Below are 19,142 nucleotides of genomic sequence, written 5' to 3' on the forward strand. Positions count from 1 at the left end.
TAGAGTCCATTACATATTAAAGTGGTATAATTAGGGTATAGATTTAGTTCGGATTGATAAGGAGGTTCTTATGGCTCGTAATGTTTTTGTTACTGGTGCAACGTCTGGTATTGGTCTTTGTATTGCTGAGGCGTATGCAAAGTATGGCGATAATGTTTTGATTTCTGGCCGTCGTGCTGAGGTGTTGGCTGAGGTGCAGGCTCGTTTGTCTAAGGAGTATGGCGTGCGCGTTGAGACTTTGGTTCTTGATGTGCGTAGTCGTGAGGATGTTGAAAGCAAGGTTCCAGCAGCAATTGAGGCTTTTGGTGGCGTTGATGTCCTCGTAAATAACGCAGGTCTTGCACAAGGCTTAGATCCTTTCCAAGATAGTACTGTCGATGATGCGGTGACTATGATCGATACGAATGTGAAAGGTCTTTTATATGTAACAAAAGCCGTACTACCTTATATGATCGATAAAAATGCAGGTCATATTGTGAATATGGGATCTACTGCTGGTATTTATGCATATCCAGGAGGCGCTGTTTACTGCGCTACAAAGGCCGCCGTTAAGATGTTGAGCGACGGTATTCGGATGGATACGATTGCAACGGATATTAAGGTCACAACCATTCAACCGGGCATTGTAGAGACTCCATTTAGTGAAGTCCGCTTTCACGGTGATGCGGAAAGAGCTAAAGCCGTCTATGCAGGCATCGATGCCATCCAACCTGAGGATGTGGCGGACGTTGTGCTATACGTAACAAACCAACCTAAACGCTTGCAAATTTCTGATGTCACAATTATGGCTAACCAACAAGCAGCTGGGTTTATGGTGCATAAGAAATAAGACATCCTATGATTTAATGTGAAAGCTGAGTAAAGGACTCGTATGTTAACTAAGGAGGCATAGCAAGTGCAATAAAGCCAGATACTCTTATTTATAAAGGAAAGGCAAAAAAATGAAAAAATATATCGTTATTACAGGAGCAAGTTCAGGCATAGGAGCAGCTACGGCAAAAGCTTTTGCACGCCGTGGAGAAAATTTGATCGTTATTGCACGTAGAGCAGAATTATTAGAAAATTTGAAAGGCGAGATTGCTAACATTTCGCCTGATTCAGACGTTATTGTAAAACCTTGTGATCTCTCGCGTAGCGAAAACGTTTTAGCGCTTTGGGATGACCTTAAAAGCTATGAGTTAAAGGCACTTATTAATAATGCAGGCTTTGGTGATTTTGGATTCATGGGCAATCATGATATTCAAAAAATGGTAAAAATGATAGATTTAAATGTAACTGCACTTGCGATACTTTCTAGTTTATTCGTGCGAGATTATAAATGTAAACAAACACAGTTGATAAATGTTTCCTCCGTGGGTGGATATTTTTTAGCGCCCGGAGTAGTACCATATTGTGGCACAAAATTTTTTGTAAGTGCCTTCACAGAGGGCTTATATCATGAGCTTGCACAGGATGTAGATGCTAAAATGCAGGCTAAAATCTTAGCGCCTGCTGCTACTAAAAGCGAGTTCTGCGATGTAGCTTCAGGTAAAAGCGGATTTGATTACGATGCTTCATTTGAAAAGTATCATAGCAGTGAACAGACCGCAGATTTTTTGCTCACCCTTTATGATAGCGATGCATGTGTTGGCGAGGTGGATTTAACTAGCTTTGAGTTTAAGCTCAGCGGGCCAAAATTTAATTACCTAGCTGCTGCCAAATAGTAGATAGGGATGGATTATATATAAACATAGATACTCCTGATGAGCGTCTTAGCATCTATTTTGAATATATGTTTGTATAGTAGCTAATATAGAACTCAGGATTTTATATCAAAAATAACTACTTGAAATTCCCTATCATTTAGGGTATAATTATAAAATAAGTTTTGATAAAGAATATTTTGTAAAATATATTTATAAATTATAATATTCTTAATACATGTGTTGTGTTTGTACAGATGTATATGTAAAAGAGCGGAGATTATAATCATGTTGAAGAAATTTGTATTGATGGCTGTTGCTTGTGCTTGTATAGGTTCTTATACTGTTGCGGGTGCTCAAGGTACTATTGATGTAAAACCAAATCAACCTAAATCTGTGGTAGCTCAACAAGAAGCGCCAATGGTTGGCATGCCAAACCCGTTTCATGAGTTTTCTACTGTAGATGAAGCGGCTAAATATATGAACATTACACCTCAAATGCCTAAGGTATTGCCTGTAGGTTATAACATTGAATCTGTAAGTACTATTGATAAGGATGTATTGCAAGTGGTTTATGTTTACCAAGCTGGTGAAGATGCTACTCGTAATCAAGCTGCAGGCAAACGCATCGTGTATCGCGTATCTAATGAAATAAAAGAAGATATTAGCGGCGATTATAGCGATTTTCGTGTAACAGCTAATGAAAAAGTAAACGGCACAAAGGTTATTTTCAAAGGTGGCAATAAAATGGTATATCTCATAGGTTGGACCAAAGACGGCCAAACTCATGGGATGTACTTTGAACGCCCTGTAACTCGCGACATGGCTAAGGCGATTGTTGCTAATACAGTAGCTCCAAAACAACATACAAAATAATATACAAGTCCAGGCCTAATGGGATAGGCATGCGAGCTGTGGTGAAGCACTCGCATGGACACTGTAAGGGTTTTATATAGAACGGCTCCTCATATGAGGGGCCGTTTTTGTTGGTATGCAAAACTTTCATAATGAGAATCACTCTAATATACCTCTGCGGGTATACTTATATATAAAGACTATTGATAGAATAGAAATATAGCTAATTTATAATAAAAGAAGGCAGGTGATGTATTGTATCGATTAATATTACAGCGATTGGCGAGTATTGTTGGCATTTTACTAGTTGTAACCATCGGTACATTTGTATTGATTAAACTATCCCCCATTGACCCAGTGGCGATGAAGTTTAATTTAGTAGGGGCTACACCTGATCCTGTATTAGTAGAGCAGATGCGAGAACAGCTAGGCCTCAATGACCCGTGGTGGCAGCAATATGTACGCTGGCTTGTCCAACTGGTGCGAGGCGACTTCGGTGAATCTATATTATATTCCTTGCCTGTTGCGACGATTCTTGGTGGAGCGCTGCCGAATACATTGGGACTCGTATCACTGGCACTTATTATGGGCATAGTCGTAACGATACCGCTTGGCATGATATCGGCACGGTATCAGGACTCCTGGGCCGATCATGTGATTCGATTATTTACGTTCTTCGCTTTGGCGATTCCGGGGTTCTGGGTAGGTCTCTTGCTATTGTATCTGTTCGGCGTGAAGCTGCAGCTTGTATCGGTAACGAATACAAAGGGCTTCACCGTGTATATACTGCCGGCCTTGACGATTGCTCTGTGGATTTGTGGCTTATATATTCGCCGTCTGCGTAATGCTATTCTGGAGGTTGAGAAACAGCCCTTTGTACAGGGGGCCAGAGCTCTCGGTCTGCCGGAGTGGATGGTATATTGTCGCTATATCTTCCCTCATGTAGGTCTTATGTTATTACCTATGATGGGCGTTACGATGGGGGCCATGTTAGGCGGCTCCGCGGTTATTGAAACGGTGTTCTCCATCAAAGGCATCGGTTATATGATGGTACAGGGCATAACTGCTCGTGACTATGTATTGATGCAGGGCTATATCATCTGGATTACATTGGTGTTCATCGTAATCAACATCATCATCGATGTATTGAGTATCTGGCTTAATCCGAAACGAAGAGCCGCTATACAAGGAGGCTCTTATGAATAGACGAAAGCCTTATGGCCTATATATCATGCTTGTACTGGCAGCATTGTGGATTGTATTTTTTCTCTGCGCTCCGTACATCGCGCCTTATAATCCGGAGGCAACGAATGTAGCCGATAGGTTGCAGGATATCAGCAGCACTCATTGGCTTGGAACTGATCAGTTGGGCCGCGATGTGTGGTCACGCATCCTTTATGGCGGAAAGGCATCGCTGTGGATTGCTTTCACCATCATCGGCATCAGCGGAGCGATAGGCATTGTTATCGGCGGACTGGCAGGCTTCTCTACGCCACGCGTTGACCGTTGGCTGTCGCGATTGATCGATTTGGTACTGGGATTTCCGAATATGGTGATCGCCATTGCCTTCATCGGCATCATGGGACCAAGCATAACGAATGTGATCATTTCGCTGTGCATTACTAAATGGGCGGAATATGCGCGCATCACGAGGGGCCTCGTGCATATCGAACGCCATGCCGAGTATATTACCTTTGCTCGCATGTCCGGCGCTTCGAGTATTCACATTTTATGGCGTTACATTCTGCCGAATGTTCTGCCGCCGCTATTAATTGTCATTATTCAACATTTAGGGGACGCCATCATTTTGGTGGCCAGTTTCTCGCTCATCGGCATCGGCGTGCAACCGCCTGATCCCGAGTGGGGCGCGATCCTATTGAGCTCCCGTGATTTTCTGCAAACCGCGCCTTGGCTGTTGATCTATCCGGGGCTTGCGATTTTTATTACCGTTGTTCTGTTTAACTATATTGGCGATGCGTTGCGTGATGTCCTCGATGTATCACGATGACCGCATACAATATGAATGTTTTTAGTGAAAGCCTCATCACAATGAGGTGTGAAAAGGAGTATTTATGAAACGTTGGTTATTAGCATGTGTATCCATGCTGTGTATGGTGGCTCTCTTGGTGGGCTGCGGCAATGATACGGCTAAACAAGGCAAGCATCTGAATGTCGGCTTATATTGGTTCGGTGAAACATTAGATCCGACGCATGAATGGGATGCGTGGACCTTGACACGTATCGGAGCAGGTGAAACCTTGGCTACAGTGACACCAGATATGAAATTCACCGGACAATTAGCTGATTCCTGGGAAAATATTGATCCCACTACATGGAAATTCCATATTAGAGAAAATGTAAAATTCCATAATGGCACTGCGATGACACCTCAGAAGGTAAAAGAGTCCATCGAGTATACGATGAAACAAAGCCCTCGCTCTGCTAAGGCCGTTAAAATCGAATCCATTACCGTTGATGGTCAAAATTTGATCATTAAAACTACGGAACCTAATGGCTCCTTATTGTCCAGCTTGACTGAACCTGCATTCGTTATCATGGATACGGCAGATCTCAAAGATGTGGCGTCTAAACCGGTTCTTACAGGTCCGTACAAGATCACTTCTTTCACAAAGGGTGAAAGCATCGAGTTAACGGCGTTCGCCGACTATTGGGGCGGCAAACCAGGCCTTGATTCTGTGACTGTAAAGGATATCGAAGACAATAATAAGCGCGCCATGGCGTTGCAATCTAAAGATGTGGATGTCATTCAAAAGGTGGACTCCGCTAATCGCAGCTTGTTTAAAGACGGGTTCAACATTCAAGAGGTGGCAGGTGTTCGCGTAATGATGTTAAAGATTAATCATACGGAAGCCTCTCCGTTACATGATAAAAATGTACGTTCCGCGGTGGCTCATATCATCAATTACGATACAATGGCAAAAGTTATCGGCGGCGGTGCATTGGCCGGTGGTGCTCCATTCCCTCCTTCCGCAAACTTGGGCTATGATGGGCTTTCAAATAAGGAAGTCACTGACCTTGCAAAAGCAAATGAATTATTGACCCAAGCGGGCTATGTGAAGAATGGCAACGGTATCTATGCAAAAGACGGCAAGGAATTGAAATTGACCCTCGCTATTTGGGGTAAAGATACCAGCATGTATGAAGAAATTCAACAAGAATTGAAACAGGCGGGCATCGCGGTAGAACTCAGAAAATTGCAAAGTCCTAATGAAGTGGATACCCTCGGCGTAGACGCATTTGATTTGGTGGAACGCAATGTGGTGACCATGTCCACAAACGATCCGTACTGGTTCCTCAGCCTATTCTATAAATCCGGTTCTAAAGCCAATGTGGGCGGCTATAACAATCCTCAAGTGGATACATTAATAGACAAGTTGGCGGTTACATTCGATCAAAATGAACGGACGAACGTGGCTAAACAAGTGCAGTCCATTTTGCTTGATGATGTGGCTGATATCTATTTGTTGTACCCTGCTGCGAATGTGGTTTCCACATCCAAGGTTAAAAATGTGCCGGTACATCCGATCGATTACTACTTATTAACAAAGGATTCTACTATTGAATAAATCTGATTGCATAGTATTTGACAATGTATCAATTTCATATGGTGCGGAACAGGCTGTGCGTGATGTATCCTTTTCCGTGCGCACTGGTGAGGTGTTTGCCATCGTTGGTGAAAGCGGCTCCGGGAAATCGACGTTGATTCGCGCCGCCTTCGGTATACTGAAGAAAGCTACCATAAGTGGTCAAATTTTGCTGAACGGCGCGGATGTTACGACGTTGAGCGATAAGGATTGGCGACAAATGCGCGGCATGAGTACGTCGATGATTTTTCAGAATCCCAGTGCCTATTTGAACCCGGCTCGTACTGTGGAAAACCATTTCAAAGACTTGCTGCGTGCCCATGATGAACTGTATGATGTGAATCGTGTACTGCATATGTTACAGCTCGTCCACTTGAAGGAAGGGGAACGTATTCTACAATCCTATCCGTTCCAACTGAGCGGCGGTATGCAACAACGCTTGGCGATTGCATTGAGTCTGATTCTGAAACCGGATATCGTATTTGCCGATGAGCCGACCAGTGCTTTAGATACGCTGGTACAATCGTCGGTGCTAGATTTGCTGAAAGAAGTAACACAGGCTCTCGGGGCAACCGTGATTCTGGTAACCCATAACATCAAGGCGGCTGCGCGCATTGCGGACCGCATCGGTGTGATGAATAAAGGGCACCTTGTTGAAATGGGCGCTACCGGAGAGGTAATGGCGCATCCTAAAGATGACTATACACGTATACTGTTGGATTCCGTGATGAAAGTGGTGTAATATGATACAAGCTGAGCATATATGTAAATATTATACGAACCACAATCATATGGTGCGTGCCGTTGATGATGTGTCTTTTGCTATTGCTGAACATGAACGAGTAGGCATCGCCGGCGGTAGCGGTTCTGGTAAAAGTACGCTACTTAGACTCATGGCGATGCTGGAAAAACCTACATCGGGTACATTGCGACTCTTCGGAGAAGATATATCACAGATTCAAAACCATACGGAAATATATCGCTCGCTGCAGATGATGTTTCAAAATCCGTTGGCGGTTATTCCTCCACGGATGAACTTGGAAGACTTTCTACTTGAGCCATACATTAACTATGGACTCAAGGACATGGCCGAAGCGAAGGAAGATATTCGCAAATGGATTCGACATGTGGACTTACCGGAAACGATTATCCAGAAATACCCTCACGAAGTCAGCGGAGGTCAGCTGCAACGTGTTGTACTGGCACGAATCATGCTGATGAAGCCGAAACTGGTACTCTTTGATGAACCTACATCGGCCCTTGATGCGGTGAACCAGAAACTCGTACTTGACCTATTACAAAAACTACATAAAGAACAACCCTTCGGCTATGTGTTTGTGAGTCATGACATCGGACTGCTACAAGCGGTCACAGATCGAATCCTAGTGATGAAAGACGGACAAATCGTGGAAAACATCGAATCAATTCGACTGAAAGAAGCGGTACACCCGTATACACGAGCACTAGTGGAAGCGAGTGTGTAGAAAGTAAAGAGCCCCTGTTTGGAACAGGGGCTCTCTTTATGTCAAAATTAGTTTTAGTAATTAAGTAAGTAATGGTGAGATAAGTGAAAATAAATAAATTTATCTTAAGTATAAAAATAATAAAATAAATTAATATTACTAATATATGCAGGAGAATTTGTTAATTTGTAGAAATATATAAATATAAGATGAAGTGTGTGTTAATGTTTAGGAGGTATTATTATGGAGTTTGAAGGCCTTATTAAATCTCATGTTCAGCGTATTAAAACATTAAAAAATGACATTTTGACAGAAGAAGCAACGAAAACTTCGTTAATTATGCCTTTTTTTAGAATCCTTGGATATGATGTATTTAATCCAAACGAATTTATGCCTGAGTTTGTTGCTGATGTGGGTCTTAAAAAGGGGGAAAAGGTAGACTATGCAATAAAATTTGATAATGAACCAGTTATTTTGGTTGAGTGTAAATCAATTAATGAAAAACTAGAAAAACATGATTCTCAACTATATCGTTATTTTGGTACAACAACGGCTAAATTTGCGATTCTTACGAATGGAATTGTGTATAGATTTTATACAGATATTGATGAACTTAATAAAATGGATGATGCCCCGTTTTTAGAAATCAATTTATTAGAATTACGAGATGAGCAAATAGTAAAATTACAGTACTTTACAAAAGAAAATTTTGATAAAGATGCTATTTATGATTCTGCAGAAGGTTTGAAAAATGAGGCTCAAATTCGTCAGATTATAAAAGAAGAAATTGAAAATCCTAGTGAAGAATTAGTAAAACTTATATTGGGAAAAGGCGTATACAGTCGAGCGAAAACACAGTCTGTTATCGAAAAGTATACTCCAATTGTAAAAAATGCATTTGATTACATTATCAAGGAATTGTTGAACAAAAAAATTGAGACTGCTTTTGCAAATACTGAAACTACATCGAGTTCACTTCCGGTTGATAATGAAGAGTCACATGTTGAAGAAGAAAGTGAATCAAAGATTGTAACAACAGAAGAAGAACTTGATTCTTATTACACTGTTAAAGCAATTCTAAGTAAGTATATAAATGTAGAGCGAATTACTTATAAAGATAAAGAAACCTATTTTGCAATCATTTTGGATAATCATATTACTAAGTGGTTGTGCCGAATCTATATCAAGAAGAGTAAGAAATATATAGAAATAGTAGAGAATGGAGAACGTACTAAATATTTAATTGAAAGTATCAATAATATCTATGAGTATGAAGATAAGCTGGTGCAACGATTACATGAGTTAGAAGTAAAATAATTTTCAATATTATTGAAGTTTAGTGAATTAATATAAGAGGTTGATTTCTATGAATAAGAATGTAAAAATAGTTGAGTTTGCAAACTTTAATATTACATTTGGCGATACAAATGAGCCATTATTATCACAATTAGATTATATTGTAATCCCAGCCTTACGTTCAGAACTTAAAAGAGGGAAAAGCTATCCAAGCTTTTACTTTATTAATGTTCGTTTAATAGACTATAAGGATGAATTAATTTTACAGGCTGATTATATTAAAGATACTAAATATGAAGCTAAGACTAGAATGGATAATGGTGTATTGAAAGTTGTAGATGATACAATGCTTGCAGCACCATATTCAAAAATTATTGTTTTTTTAAGAAATCATAGAATGATATTGATTAAAAATGAGCCATCTAGTCCAGATATAAGAGGTTTATCTAGTACCTTAGAGTATATTTTGAGTGAATATATAAATACAGTTAATGAAATAAAACGAAAATCAGGAGAGGAAGAGTTTCTTCCATATGCTAACGTAAATATTGTGGGAATACCTTTACAAGCTAAAGGTATTCATGATATGTTGCATGGAATGAAAAAAATTACTTTAGCTAAATTCAAACTTTTCCCATTAAATAATGATATTGATCCAAGTGCATTTACAAAATATACAAGAGAAATGATGTTGAAAGCTGAGTCAAATACGGGAAATATTAACTTTAACTCTCCTCAAAATAAATTAGAATTAGCTAAGATAATTGAAAGTACAAAAGGTCTTGCCGAAGTTCGAGTAGAGGGTGCAGATGAAATCGGTAATAAATTAAAAATTTCAGAACATGAGCTTACAAAGAAAGAACAGTTTCCGTTTGAGGGAGATCTAAATCAATGTCCATCAGATACTATATTAGAATATGCTTTTGCAAGTGGAATTCTTGAAGATGTAAGTGAAGATAATAATAAATGTTATCTAGATTATCGAAGGAATAGAAATGAATAATATAAGTAGTTATAAACAAATTGTGAAACGGTTATCAGAGATTCCTAAATCTTATAGAATGATTATTGATTCATTTTCTATTTTGAATATAAATGGATCTATGAAGTCTTGGTTAGGTGCATTGGTTGTAACTATACTCATTATACTTGGAATAGATTTAAATGATATCAAAGTACAGTTAAATATAGTTTCAAAAATTCTAGATTTAGAATTGGCCATTTTTTCAGTATTATTTACGATTTACTCAATTGTATTAATTTTTTTGAGTGATGATTTTATTGATGTTATGGTTAATATTACTAAAACTAATACAGATAAAGAAGAATCTTTTTTTGAAGGATATTTGTATTATTTAGGTCATGTTCTATTTATATATTTTATGGGGCTTATATTTACAATACTATTATTTTTTTCTCTCACAGTTCTTGATAGAATGAAGCCAGAAATTTCTTTAACATGTTTGATGTATTTTGCTTATTTTGTCTATTTTGTTTATTTTATATTTTCCTCAAGAATAATATGGGAATTACAGTCAGTAATTTATAATGTTATTTCAATATTTAGAATGAGCCTTTCTGTTAGATTAAATTTATTGCACGAGTGTAAACGTAATAAACAACAAAATACTGATAGTTAAGATTATTTTGGTCTAAAGGTATTTTCAAGATGATTTAGTAGAAGATATTTATATATTCATAAATTGTTTAACATAGTAGAGTTTTATTGAATAAGTGAAATTGGATGTTCTATTTAATATTATAAGGTAGCTGTTTTAACCAACTTTCATATTCCTCCCTTACCATAAAAGAAATCATATATTTTCTTTCAGAAAGAGAGGTCTGATTATGACAGCAGTAAAGCATGAATGGCGTAAGCACGAAAAGGAATTGTATTGTCCGAAGCCGCAGGCGGTGCAGGTTACGGTGCCGAGTATGAAGTTCCTCGTGCTGGACGGCGTGGGAAATCCTAATCATGCGGCCTTTGCCGATGATATTGAGGCGTTATATTCGTTATCATACGGGATAAAGATGTTGCCGAAAAAGGGTGTGACGCCAGATGGGTACTTTGATTACACCGTGTATCCGCTAGAGGCGCTTTGGAAGCAGATTGAGCATACGGAGCAGTTTGATAAGAATAATCTGCAATATCGGGTGATGATCAGACAACCTGATTTTGTGACTCCTGATGTGTTGGAGACGGCTATTATTAATGTGTCCAAGAAAAAATCGTTGCCTCGATTTAAGGACGTGCGGCTTGAATCGATAGAGGACGGAGATTGCGTGCAGATATTGCATATCGGACCTTATGACAATGAACCGGAATCGTTTATGAAAGTAGATGAATTCTGTACTGCGCATAACTTGCAACGTGTTAACGACGACTGGCATCGGGAAATCTACTTGTCCGATGCACGAAAGGTGGAGCCCGCAAAATTGAAGACGGTACTGCGTGTGCAGGTGAAAAAGGGATAGTATAAAGCTGTCATAATAAACTTAATCGGATTTATGAAGGAGGCGCCTTATGGATCTGAATAGTTTTTTCTTATTATTCCCAAGCATTTTTATGTTGCACGAATTTGAGGAGATTCTTTTATTTCCGAGATTTATGCGAAGAAATCCAAAACTACAACAGCAATTCTTAGGGGCCGCGTTTACACCTTTTAGATTCAATGCTATCGTTTGTCAGGAGTTCATACTCTTGTTGAATATACTAGGTTTGAGTATATATTTTGAAAGCTTCAACATTTACATCACTGTCATCATAGCGTATATATACCACGTGATTGGGCATATATTCCAAAGTATTTTTCTACGACAGTATATACCGGGTGTTCTTAGCGGTATCATCACTAGCGGATATTGTACCTATCAGATATATGATGTAGTATCAGCGAACTACTGGCTCTTGGCGTATTCGTTCATAACACTGCTGATCATAATTGTTAATATTGTTTTGTGCTTTAAAGTTCTTCAGATGTTACAAATATTGTCTGATTAGGTTGTGAAAGTAAACTTTTATAGAAATATTATGAGATGTAGCTCCTCAAAAGAGGAGCTACATCTATTTTGTATGCTTTTTAGTATATATATGATTTAAATAGATAAATCTTTCAACCTATGAGGAGAAAATTACTCGTAATGTATAGTATGATTTTTAATAAAGATAGATTTGGAGGTACATATGATAAATAATATTGAACACTTCGTAGAATTAGTAGTAAAGCGAACTGATTTGATTACAAAACTTATAGTGATTTTATTTATAGGCTCTATTTTTGCTAATTATTTATATGATAACTATTATGTGAATATCTTGGAAATTCAATTTTTATTTCCACAAATAGTGCAAACTTTATTACAAAGAATAGAGTTTCTGCTTTATTGGATAATTCCTTTTGTATATTTTATTCCTATAGGCTTATTTTTGCTTGTAGTTATAGGCTTTATTATGGAGGATATATTAAAGTATATAGAAAGAAAATATGCTATTAGTTTTGTAAGCAAGAAAGACTGGTGCTATTTTTTTAGTCATCAAAGTCTAGGTTTAATTTTTAGTATAACATTAGTCAGTTTCTATATAGGCGGAATGTATTATATTTTAGCTACATTTAATCATATAGGTAGTTTGATATCTATTGAGAATTATACTTCATCATTTAATAATCTTAATCCTATAAAAGACTTGATTCCCTTTAGCAGTTATTTAATTAATGTGACACATAAAGAATGGATTGAATTATCTTTTGACATAAATAGTACTATAGTATTAGGGTTATGTATATATTGGTGCTACATAAATCCTTATCTAACTGTACAAGAAGAGTGGATTTCTTTGAAAGCAAGAATTAAACAAGGAGTTAACGAAGATTAATTTAATATTAATATAAAAAGCAACCTCTTCAATGGAGGTTGCTTTATCTGTTTAGTATCAAATATATTTAAATCTAATTATTTGGTTAATATTATTATTTAATTTCCGCTTTCAAATCGATAACGTGTTTACATGCCGTGCATCCAGGGCAGTCGCAGAATTCAGCGCCTTTTGCCTTAATGTCTTTAGCGTGTTGTAATAGATTAGCTGCGCCTTCTGCACCAAGAATTTGTGTACCAAGTTCAGAGCCTGCAAAGCCGATTGTTTCGTCGATGAGTGCAATGTTTTGCTCCGCAACGGATACGAGTTGTTTTGTAAGTGCTTCTTGTTCAGGTTTGCCTTCTGCATTGATCCAAGATTGAGCGAATTCTTTTAATGTTGGATTGCTTGTAGGTGCATCTAATAAAGCTTGTACGAGTTCTTTTACTTGTGTATGTGTCATGATGGTCTCCTTTTATAAACTACTAACTATAAGAACAGTGCGCTAACTAGTATTATATGAGCACATGTTCCTTTTCTTGAGTTCATTATAGCACCTACAATAATTTTGAATAGTAGAATGATTTGCGATAGATACTATCAAATAGGATAGATTTGTGATGATTACAGAATAAATTTTTTGATATAATTTAATAATAAAAGCCGAATACCAATAATTGGCGCAATGTAGCTGTATTGAAAACATAGTTTTATTGATTTTGTAAAAGCTAGAATCAGATAGTTATAAACAAATTGGAATTTGTAAGTGAGGTGAGTTTCTTTGAAAGCGTATATTAGGCGTTTAGAAACAGAGTTTTCCTTGATAGAAAATGGCTTCAAAGAGGAAGAAAGACGAGCCTTGGTCGATTATAAATCTAATGATACTGAATATATCAAGGAGTTAGCATTTTTAGCCTATAAATCTGATATCTATCAAGTAAGAATGTACGGTGTATTTCTTTTTGGATACTTATCAGATCAAAAAGATATTTTGGTATTTATGAGAGATGAAGTGTCTGAAGATGATAATTGGAGAGTTCAGGAAGTATTAGCAAAGGCATTTGATGAATTTTGCAGAAAGACAGGGTATGAAAAAGCTCTTCCAATTATTGATGAATGGTTAGATAATCATAATCCAAATACGAGGAGAGCCGTTACAGAGGGATTAAGAATATGGACAAGTAGGCCATATTTCAAAGACAACCCTAATGAAGCTATTAGACGAATTGCTGCACTAAAAGAAGATACCAGTGAATATGTCAGAAAATCGGTAGGCAATGCTTTAAGGGATATTAGCAAAAAATTTCCTGAATTAATTAGAGCTGAACTCAATAATTGGAAATTAGACAGCAAAGAAATAAATCAAGTGTACAAATTGGCGAGTAAATTTATTAGCTGACAAATTTAAGTTTATCTGATTAATGTAATTGTAAACTATGGAGGTAGTAATGAATAAGATCACTTGCATATGCTTAGGCGTTAGAGACATGGAACGATCAATAAAGTTTTATAGAGATGGTTTGGGATATAAGACTGACTGTAAAGAAAATAATCCGCCAGTAATATTTTTCAATACAGCAGGGACAAAATTTGAACTATTTCCTTTGGAACAATTAGCAAAAGATATTGATGAAAGCAATCCTCCAACGGGAAATGGATTTGCTGGAATTACATTAGCTTATAATGTTGAACATAAAGAAGATGTTGATAGTGTCATTGAATTAGTACGAAATGCTGGGGGAAGAATTGTAAAAGAGCCACAAGATATTTTTTGGGGTGGTTATCATGCATATTTTGCTGATCCAGATGGATATTACTGGGAAGTTGCATGGGGTCCAAACTTTAAGTTTGATGAAAAGGGATTATTGAAATTTTAGTAGTTAATCTTGCTCAGGCGTGTCTTCGGCATCAGCTTATTATAGACTTAGAATCATGCTGTAACTAGTATTATATAGGCATTTGTTTTTTTATTGATATAATTTACTTAATACATGTTGTTTGTTTATAGGGGAATGTATCATGAAAAAGATTATATGTGCACTGGCCACGTTAGCTTTCATAGGTTCTATTAATATTGTCTCCGCAGAGGACTTGATGCGGCTTCGTCTCAATGGTAATTCGATTTATGATCAGCCTTATGGTGACCGAAATGAGTTTCCTTGTCCAGATGGACTTGGTAGTTGCAGTATGACTGATAGCGATTATAGAAGCACTCGTAAAGGTCAATCGCTAGAGGTGTTTGATACTGTATACGAGGCTAAGCAACATTTGAACTTTAAACCGCAGTTGCCAAGTGGAGTAGAGGGATTACATGCTATACATGTGGCTGTTGTAGATCATGATGTACTACAAGTCGTGTATGCCTATCATGAGCTTTTAAAAGAAAAATACTTTGACCGTGTAGATGATATGCCAAAGTATATTAAATATCGCGTATCTACTTTATCTGGTAATATCGCAGGTGACTATAAGGATTATGTGCCTCAGAAAACAGAGGTTGTAAATGGCATGACGGTAACTTATCGAATGGTAGATGACTCCGTTTATTTAGCATCATGGGAACATGAGGGTCAGAACCATGTGTTCTTATTTAATGAGCCAGTTTCTGTTAAACGGGCTAGAGAAATAATTAATAGTGTAGGTGCAAATTAAGTTTATCGTTGCACTACCTAAATACTCTTTACACAAATAGCGATATACAGTCCTCTTTGTTGTGATTGATATTAAAAATAATGGAGTTTATATGAACGCAGAAAATTATAAGATTTCAAAGCTACCATATATAGAAAATGGTAGTAATGAAATTATGGAAAAGTACCAAATACGCACACAATATGAAACAGAACCACCTCATGGGGATGCTATATACTCTATTGCTATAAAAAATAAGGTATTGCCATTTTGGATTTATGGTAGAGATGTTACTTTCATAGGTAGTAGCATGGTTATGGTCGAGTCAGTAAGATGCAAAACTTGGGATCCTATTGAAACTATGATTATTGATTTAGAGAATGAAGTATATGCTAGTTTAAAGGAATGGTATACAGATATTTCATTTGTTAATAATCGAATAGAGTTAACTAATCAAGTTGTTAAAATGGATAAACGAATTCTAAATGATTTTGAGAGTTTAAAGTGGATTAGTTACTAACGAGAATGTCTTATTAAACATATTCATTTTATTTTAATTGACATAAGTCTATAGAATACAGTACAATACCCTTATATCTTAAATCAAGCGATGAACGGGTATAAAGGTTTACAAATCCTGCTTTCAGAGAGTTGCCGGTTGGTGCGAGGCAATAGAGGTTGTATGCTGACACTCTCCCGCGAGCTTTGGTGGCGAACGTCAGTAGTCATCGACGGTGGTTCCGTTATACCCGAAACGAGTCCCAATTAGGGTGGTACCGTGTTATGAATATAACGCCCCTTTGAGCAACGACGGTTGTTCTGAGGGGCTTTTTTATTTGTGAAAGTCTAGTAAATCACTGATTATATATGATGTCGACATTGGTGATGCTACAAACTTTCACTATGGATAGATATAATAAAGTGTTATGTTTTATGAGGATAGAAAAGGTGGCTATTATGGAACAGAATCGCGTATATTTCTTCGATACAACCCTTCGTGATGGGGAACAAACACCAGGTGTGTCTTTACAAACTCCTGAAAAAATTGAAATTGCGAAAGGCCTAGTACGCCTCGGCATCGACGTAATCGAGGCTGGCTTCCCAGCTGCATCCCCTGGAGATTTTGACGCGGTACAAACGATTGCCCGCGAGGTTAAAGGCACAACGATTTGTGGCTTGGCTCGTGCTAACGAAAAGGACGTGCAAAAGGTGGCTGATGCGTTGAAAGATGCGGAGCGCAGCCGCTTGCATGTGTTTATCGCTACATCCGAAATTCACATGAAATATAAATTGAAAATGACTCGTCAAGAGGTATTGGATCGCGTTAAATCTATCTTGGAATTTGCAAAAGGCAAATTTGATGAAATCGAGTTCTCTGGTGAAGATGCGGCTCGTACAGACTTAGATTTCTTGTGTGAAGTATTCGGCGTGGCTATCGCTGGTGGCGCTACAATTATTAATGTACCAGATACCGTGGGGTACATGAACCCTAACGAATTTGGTGACAAAATCCGTTATATTAAAGAACATACACCAGGCATTGAAAATGCCATCATCTCCGTTCACTGTCATGATGATTTAGGCCTTGCTAATGCGAATACATTAGCTGCTATTAAAGCAGGTGCACGTCAAGTAGAAGGCACAATTAATGGCCTAGGTGAACGTGCAGGTAATGTAGCAATTGAAGAGGTTGTTATGGCTCTTAAAACACGCCATGATTATTTCGGCGATCTTCAAGTGAACATTGATACAAAACAATTTACGAAAGTTTCTAAACTAGTAAGTCGTTTGACAGGTGTCGTAGTTCCTCCAAATAAACCAATCGTAGGTTCCAACGCCTTTGCTCATGAGTCTGGTATTCACCAACATGGTATGATGAGCAACCCTGAAACTTACGAAATCATGACTCCTGAGTCCGTAGGTGCTGAAAAAACAGACCTCGTATTAGGTAAACACTCTGGTCGCCATGCCTTTGCCGATCATTTGGCAAAACTTGGATTCCAATCTTTCACAGAAGAGAAAATCAATGATCTCTTTGGTAAATTCAAAGAATTGGCAGACCGCAAAAAACAAGTATACGATGATGATATCGTAGCCCTCGTAGTAGATAATCTTCACCACAAAAAAGCATTCGAACTCGTGGCTCAATACTATAAATTGGGTGAAAAAGGCTATGCCTATGCTGATGTTCGTCTCATGACTCCAGAAGGTGAAAAAGCAGATGCAGCCGTTGGTGATGGTCCAGTAGACGCATCCCTTAAAGCGGTTGAACGTGTGATTGGTTTGCCAATTAGCTTGAAAGATTACCAAATCCGCGCTATAACAGCTGGTAAAGATGCCCTTGGGGAAGCAACTCTCAAGGTAGAATATAACGGTCGCTTGTACCATGGTCGTGGTATCAGCACCGATATTGTTAAATCAAGTGTAAATGCATATATTAATGCAGTAAACTCAGTATTCCTAGCTATGGAGCTAGAACAACAGGAGGAAGAATAATATGGGTATGACCATTACTGAAAAGAATATGGCTCGTCATGCGGGTCTTGATGTTGTAAAGCCAGGCCAAATCATCGAGTGTCATTTGGATGCGGTATTGATGAACGACATCACATTCCCACCGGCTCGCAAAGAGTTCTTAAAAATCGGCAAACCTGTATTTGATCGTCATAAAATCTACTTGGTGCCTGACCACTTTACACCAAATAAAGATATTCAATCCGCTACACAAGCGAAAGTAATGCGCGACTTCGTACGCGAACATGGCATTACGAACTACTTTGAAGTTGGGCGTATGGGGATCGAGCACGTTATTTTGCCAGAAAAAGGTCTTATCGGTCCTGGGGAAATGATGATTGGCGCTGACTCCCATACTTGTACATATGGTGCGGTGAATGCATTCTCCACCGGCGTAGGTTCCACTGATGCGGGCGTTGCTATGGCAGAAGGCAAAACTTGGTTCAAAGTTCCTGAAACTATCAAGGTTGAGCTTATCGGCAAACCTAATAAATGGGTAACGGGGAAAGATGTAATTCTTGACTTGATTGGTCAAATCGGTGTAGACGGCGCTCGTTATATGGCTCTTGAATTCGCCGGCGACGGCGTACAGCATATGACTATGGCTGACCGTCTTACAATCTGTAACATGGCTATCGAAGCAGGCGGTAAATGCGGCGTATTCCCTTACGATGCAATTACTGAAGAATACATCAAAGGTCGCGTAAATCGCCCTGTTGAGCCAATCACTCCAGATGCTGATGCGGTATATGCCCAAACTATTACAATCGATTTGTCCAAATTGCAGCCAGTTGTAGCATTCCCTCATTTGCCATCCAATACGCATTACATCAACGAAATCGACAAGGATATTAAAATCGATCAAGTTATCATCGGTTCTTGTACAAATGGCCGTTATGAAGACTTGGTAGCAGCTGCGGAAATCTTCAAAGGTCGTAAGGTGGCTCCATTCGTTCGTTGTATCGTAATCCCTGGGTCCCAAGATGTATACGACCAAGCTATGAAAGATGGGTTGTTAGACATCTTCATTCAAGCTGATTGCGCTGTGTCCACGCCAACATGTGGTCCTTGTCTAGGCGGTTACATGGGTATCATGGCTGCAGGGGAACGCACCGTCTCCACAACAAACCGTAACTTCCGTGGTCGTATGGGTCACGTTGATTCTGAAGTATATTTGGCAAGCCCTTATGTGGCGGCAGCAAGTGCTGTATTAGGCCGCATTGCAGGCCCTGAGGAGGTTTAA

21 protein-coding genes and 1 other annotated feature are annotated in these 19,142 nt (G+C 38.4%); of the genes, 20 read left to right on the forward strand and 1 reads right to left on the reverse strand.

The window, feature by feature from the left end; all coding sequences use genetic code 11:
• The first annotated feature begins 70 nt into the window (after window positions 1-70).
• The 14 genes from VPHSUH08_RS04060 (at window position 71) to VPHSUH08_RS04125 (ending at window position 12,775) form a co-directional block, all read left to right on the forward strand.
• Window positions 71-829 (forward strand): SDR family NAD(P)-dependent oxidoreductase, encoded by a 759-nt coding sequence (locus VPHSUH08_RS04060; protein WP_004694327.1) that lies wholly within the window; start codon window positions 71-73, stop codon window positions 827-829.
• 112 nt (window positions 830-941) lie between these two features.
• Window positions 942-1,703, forward strand: coding sequence for an SDR family oxidoreductase (locus VPHSUH08_RS04065; RefSeq protein ID WP_004694325.1), 762 nt, complete (start codon window positions 942-944; stop codon window positions 1,701-1,703).
• Between the two features lie 267 nt (window positions 1,704-1,970).
• Window positions 1,971-2,558, forward strand: coding sequence for a hypothetical protein (locus tag VPHSUH08_RS04070; RefSeq protein WP_105086793.1), 588 nt, complete (start codon window positions 1,971-1,973; stop codon window positions 2,556-2,558).
• 234 nt (window positions 2,559-2,792) lie between these two features.
• Entirely contained in the window at window positions 2,793-3,743 is a 951-nt protein-coding gene (locus VPHSUH08_RS04075) for an ABC transporter permease (protein ID WP_105086794.1), read from the forward strand.
• Entirely contained in the window at window positions 3,736-4,545 is an 810-nt protein-coding gene (locus tag VPHSUH08_RS04080) for an ABC transporter permease (protein WP_105086795.1), read from the forward strand. Before VPHSUH08_RS04075 ends, VPHSUH08_RS04080 begins: the two co-directional genes overlap by 8 nt.
• Before the next feature lie 64 nt (window positions 4,546-4,609).
• Window positions 4,610-6,124: an ABC transporter substrate-binding protein gene (locus VPHSUH08_RS04085; RefSeq protein WP_105086796.1), complete on the forward strand. Its 1,515-nt coding sequence runs from the start codon at window positions 4,610-4,612 to the stop codon at window positions 6,122-6,124.
• Entirely contained in the window at window positions 6,117-6,884 is a 768-nt protein-coding gene (locus VPHSUH08_RS04090; RefSeq protein WP_105086797.1) for an ABC transporter ATP-binding protein, read from the forward strand. Before VPHSUH08_RS04085 ends, VPHSUH08_RS04090 begins: the two co-directional genes overlap by 8 nt.
• A gap of 1 nt (window position 6,885) precedes the next feature.
• Window positions 6,886-7,626 carry an ABC transporter ATP-binding protein gene (locus tag VPHSUH08_RS04095; protein ID WP_105086798.1) on the forward strand — a complete coding sequence of 247 codons (741 nt, stop codon included), beginning with the start codon at window positions 6,886-6,888 and terminating at the stop codon, window positions 7,624-7,626.
• A 222-nt stretch (window positions 7,627-7,848) separates the two neighbouring features.
• A complete protein-coding gene (locus tag VPHSUH08_RS04100) occupies window positions 7,849-8,922 on the forward strand; it encodes a type I restriction endonuclease (protein WP_105086799.1) in 1,074 nt (357 codons plus the stop codon).
• Window positions 8,923-8,971: 49 nt separating this feature from the next.
• Window positions 8,972-9,904 (forward strand): hypothetical protein, encoded by a 933-nt coding sequence (locus tag VPHSUH08_RS04105; protein WP_105086800.1) that lies wholly within the window; start codon window positions 8,972-8,974, stop codon window positions 9,902-9,904.
• Window positions 9,897-10,541, forward strand: coding sequence for a hypothetical protein (locus VPHSUH08_RS04110; RefSeq protein WP_105086801.1), 645 nt, complete (start codon window positions 9,897-9,899; stop codon window positions 10,539-10,541). The genes VPHSUH08_RS04105 and VPHSUH08_RS04110 overlap by 8 nt, the downstream gene beginning before the upstream one ends.
• Window positions 10,542-10,749: 208 nt before the next feature.
• Window positions 10,750-11,376, forward strand: coding sequence for a GyrI-like domain-containing protein (locus VPHSUH08_RS04115; RefSeq protein ID WP_105086802.1), 627 nt, complete (start codon window positions 10,750-10,752; stop codon window positions 11,374-11,376).
• Between the two features lie 49 nt (window positions 11,377-11,425).
• Window positions 11,426-11,902, forward strand: a complete 477-nt coding sequence (locus VPHSUH08_RS04120; protein WP_105086803.1) for an HXXEE domain-containing protein — start codon at window positions 11,426-11,428, stop codon at window positions 11,900-11,902.
• A gap of 183 nt (window positions 11,903-12,085) precedes the next feature.
• On the forward strand, window positions 12,086-12,775 hold the full coding sequence (locus VPHSUH08_RS04125) for a hypothetical protein (RefSeq protein WP_105086804.1): 690 nt from the start codon (window positions 12,086-12,088) through the stop codon (window positions 12,773-12,775).
• A gap of 94 nt (window positions 12,776-12,869) precedes the next feature.
• On the opposite strand, the gene VPHSUH08_RS04130 is transcribed toward VPHSUH08_RS04125, so the two are convergent.
• On the reverse strand, window positions 12,870-13,217 hold the full coding sequence (locus tag VPHSUH08_RS04130; protein WP_105086805.1) for a hypothetical protein: 348 nt from the start codon (window positions 13,215-13,217) through the stop codon (window positions 12,870-12,872).
• A gap of 318 nt (window positions 13,218-13,535) precedes the next feature.
• Between VPHSUH08_RS04130 and VPHSUH08_RS04135 the strand changes: the two genes are divergently transcribed.
• The 6 genes from VPHSUH08_RS04135 (at window position 13,536) to leuC (ending at window position 19,142) form a co-directional block, all read left to right on the forward strand.
• Entirely contained in the window at window positions 13,536-14,153 is a 618-nt protein-coding gene (locus VPHSUH08_RS04135) for a DNA alkylation repair protein (RefSeq protein ID WP_105086806.1), read from the forward strand.
• Between the two features lie 49 nt (window positions 14,154-14,202).
• Complete coding sequence (locus VPHSUH08_RS04140) at window positions 14,203-14,631, forward strand: VOC family protein (RefSeq protein ID WP_105086807.1); 429 nt, start codon at window positions 14,203-14,205, stop codon at window positions 14,629-14,631.
• A 142-nt stretch (window positions 14,632-14,773) separates the two neighbouring features.
• Window positions 14,774-15,406: a hypothetical protein gene (locus VPHSUH08_RS04145; RefSeq protein ID WP_105086808.1), complete on the forward strand. Its 633-nt coding sequence runs from the start codon at window positions 14,774-14,776 to the stop codon at window positions 15,404-15,406.
• 91 nt (window positions 15,407-15,497) lie between these two features.
• On the forward strand, window positions 15,498-15,905 hold the full coding sequence (locus VPHSUH08_RS04150) for a hypothetical protein (RefSeq protein WP_105086809.1): 408 nt from the start codon (window positions 15,498-15,500) through the stop codon (window positions 15,903-15,905).
• 81 nt (window positions 15,906-15,986) lie between these two features.
• Window positions 15,987-16,188, forward strand: a binding site (T-box leader).
• A gap of 154 nt (window positions 16,189-16,342) precedes the next feature.
• Window positions 16,343-17,881, forward strand: a complete 1,539-nt coding sequence (locus tag VPHSUH08_RS04155; RefSeq protein WP_105086968.1) for a 2-isopropylmalate synthase — start codon at window positions 16,343-16,345, stop codon at window positions 17,879-17,881.
• Window position 17,882: 1 nt separating this feature from the next.
• Complete coding sequence (leuC, locus tag VPHSUH08_RS04160) at window positions 17,883-19,142, forward strand: 3-isopropylmalate dehydratase large subunit (protein WP_105086810.1); 1,260 nt, start codon at window positions 17,883-17,885, stop codon at window positions 19,140-19,142.

Source organism: Veillonella sp. S13054-11, from assembly GCF_002959795.1.
GTDB lineage: Bacteria > Bacillota > Negativicutes > Veillonellales > Veillonellaceae > Veillonella > Veillonella parvula_E.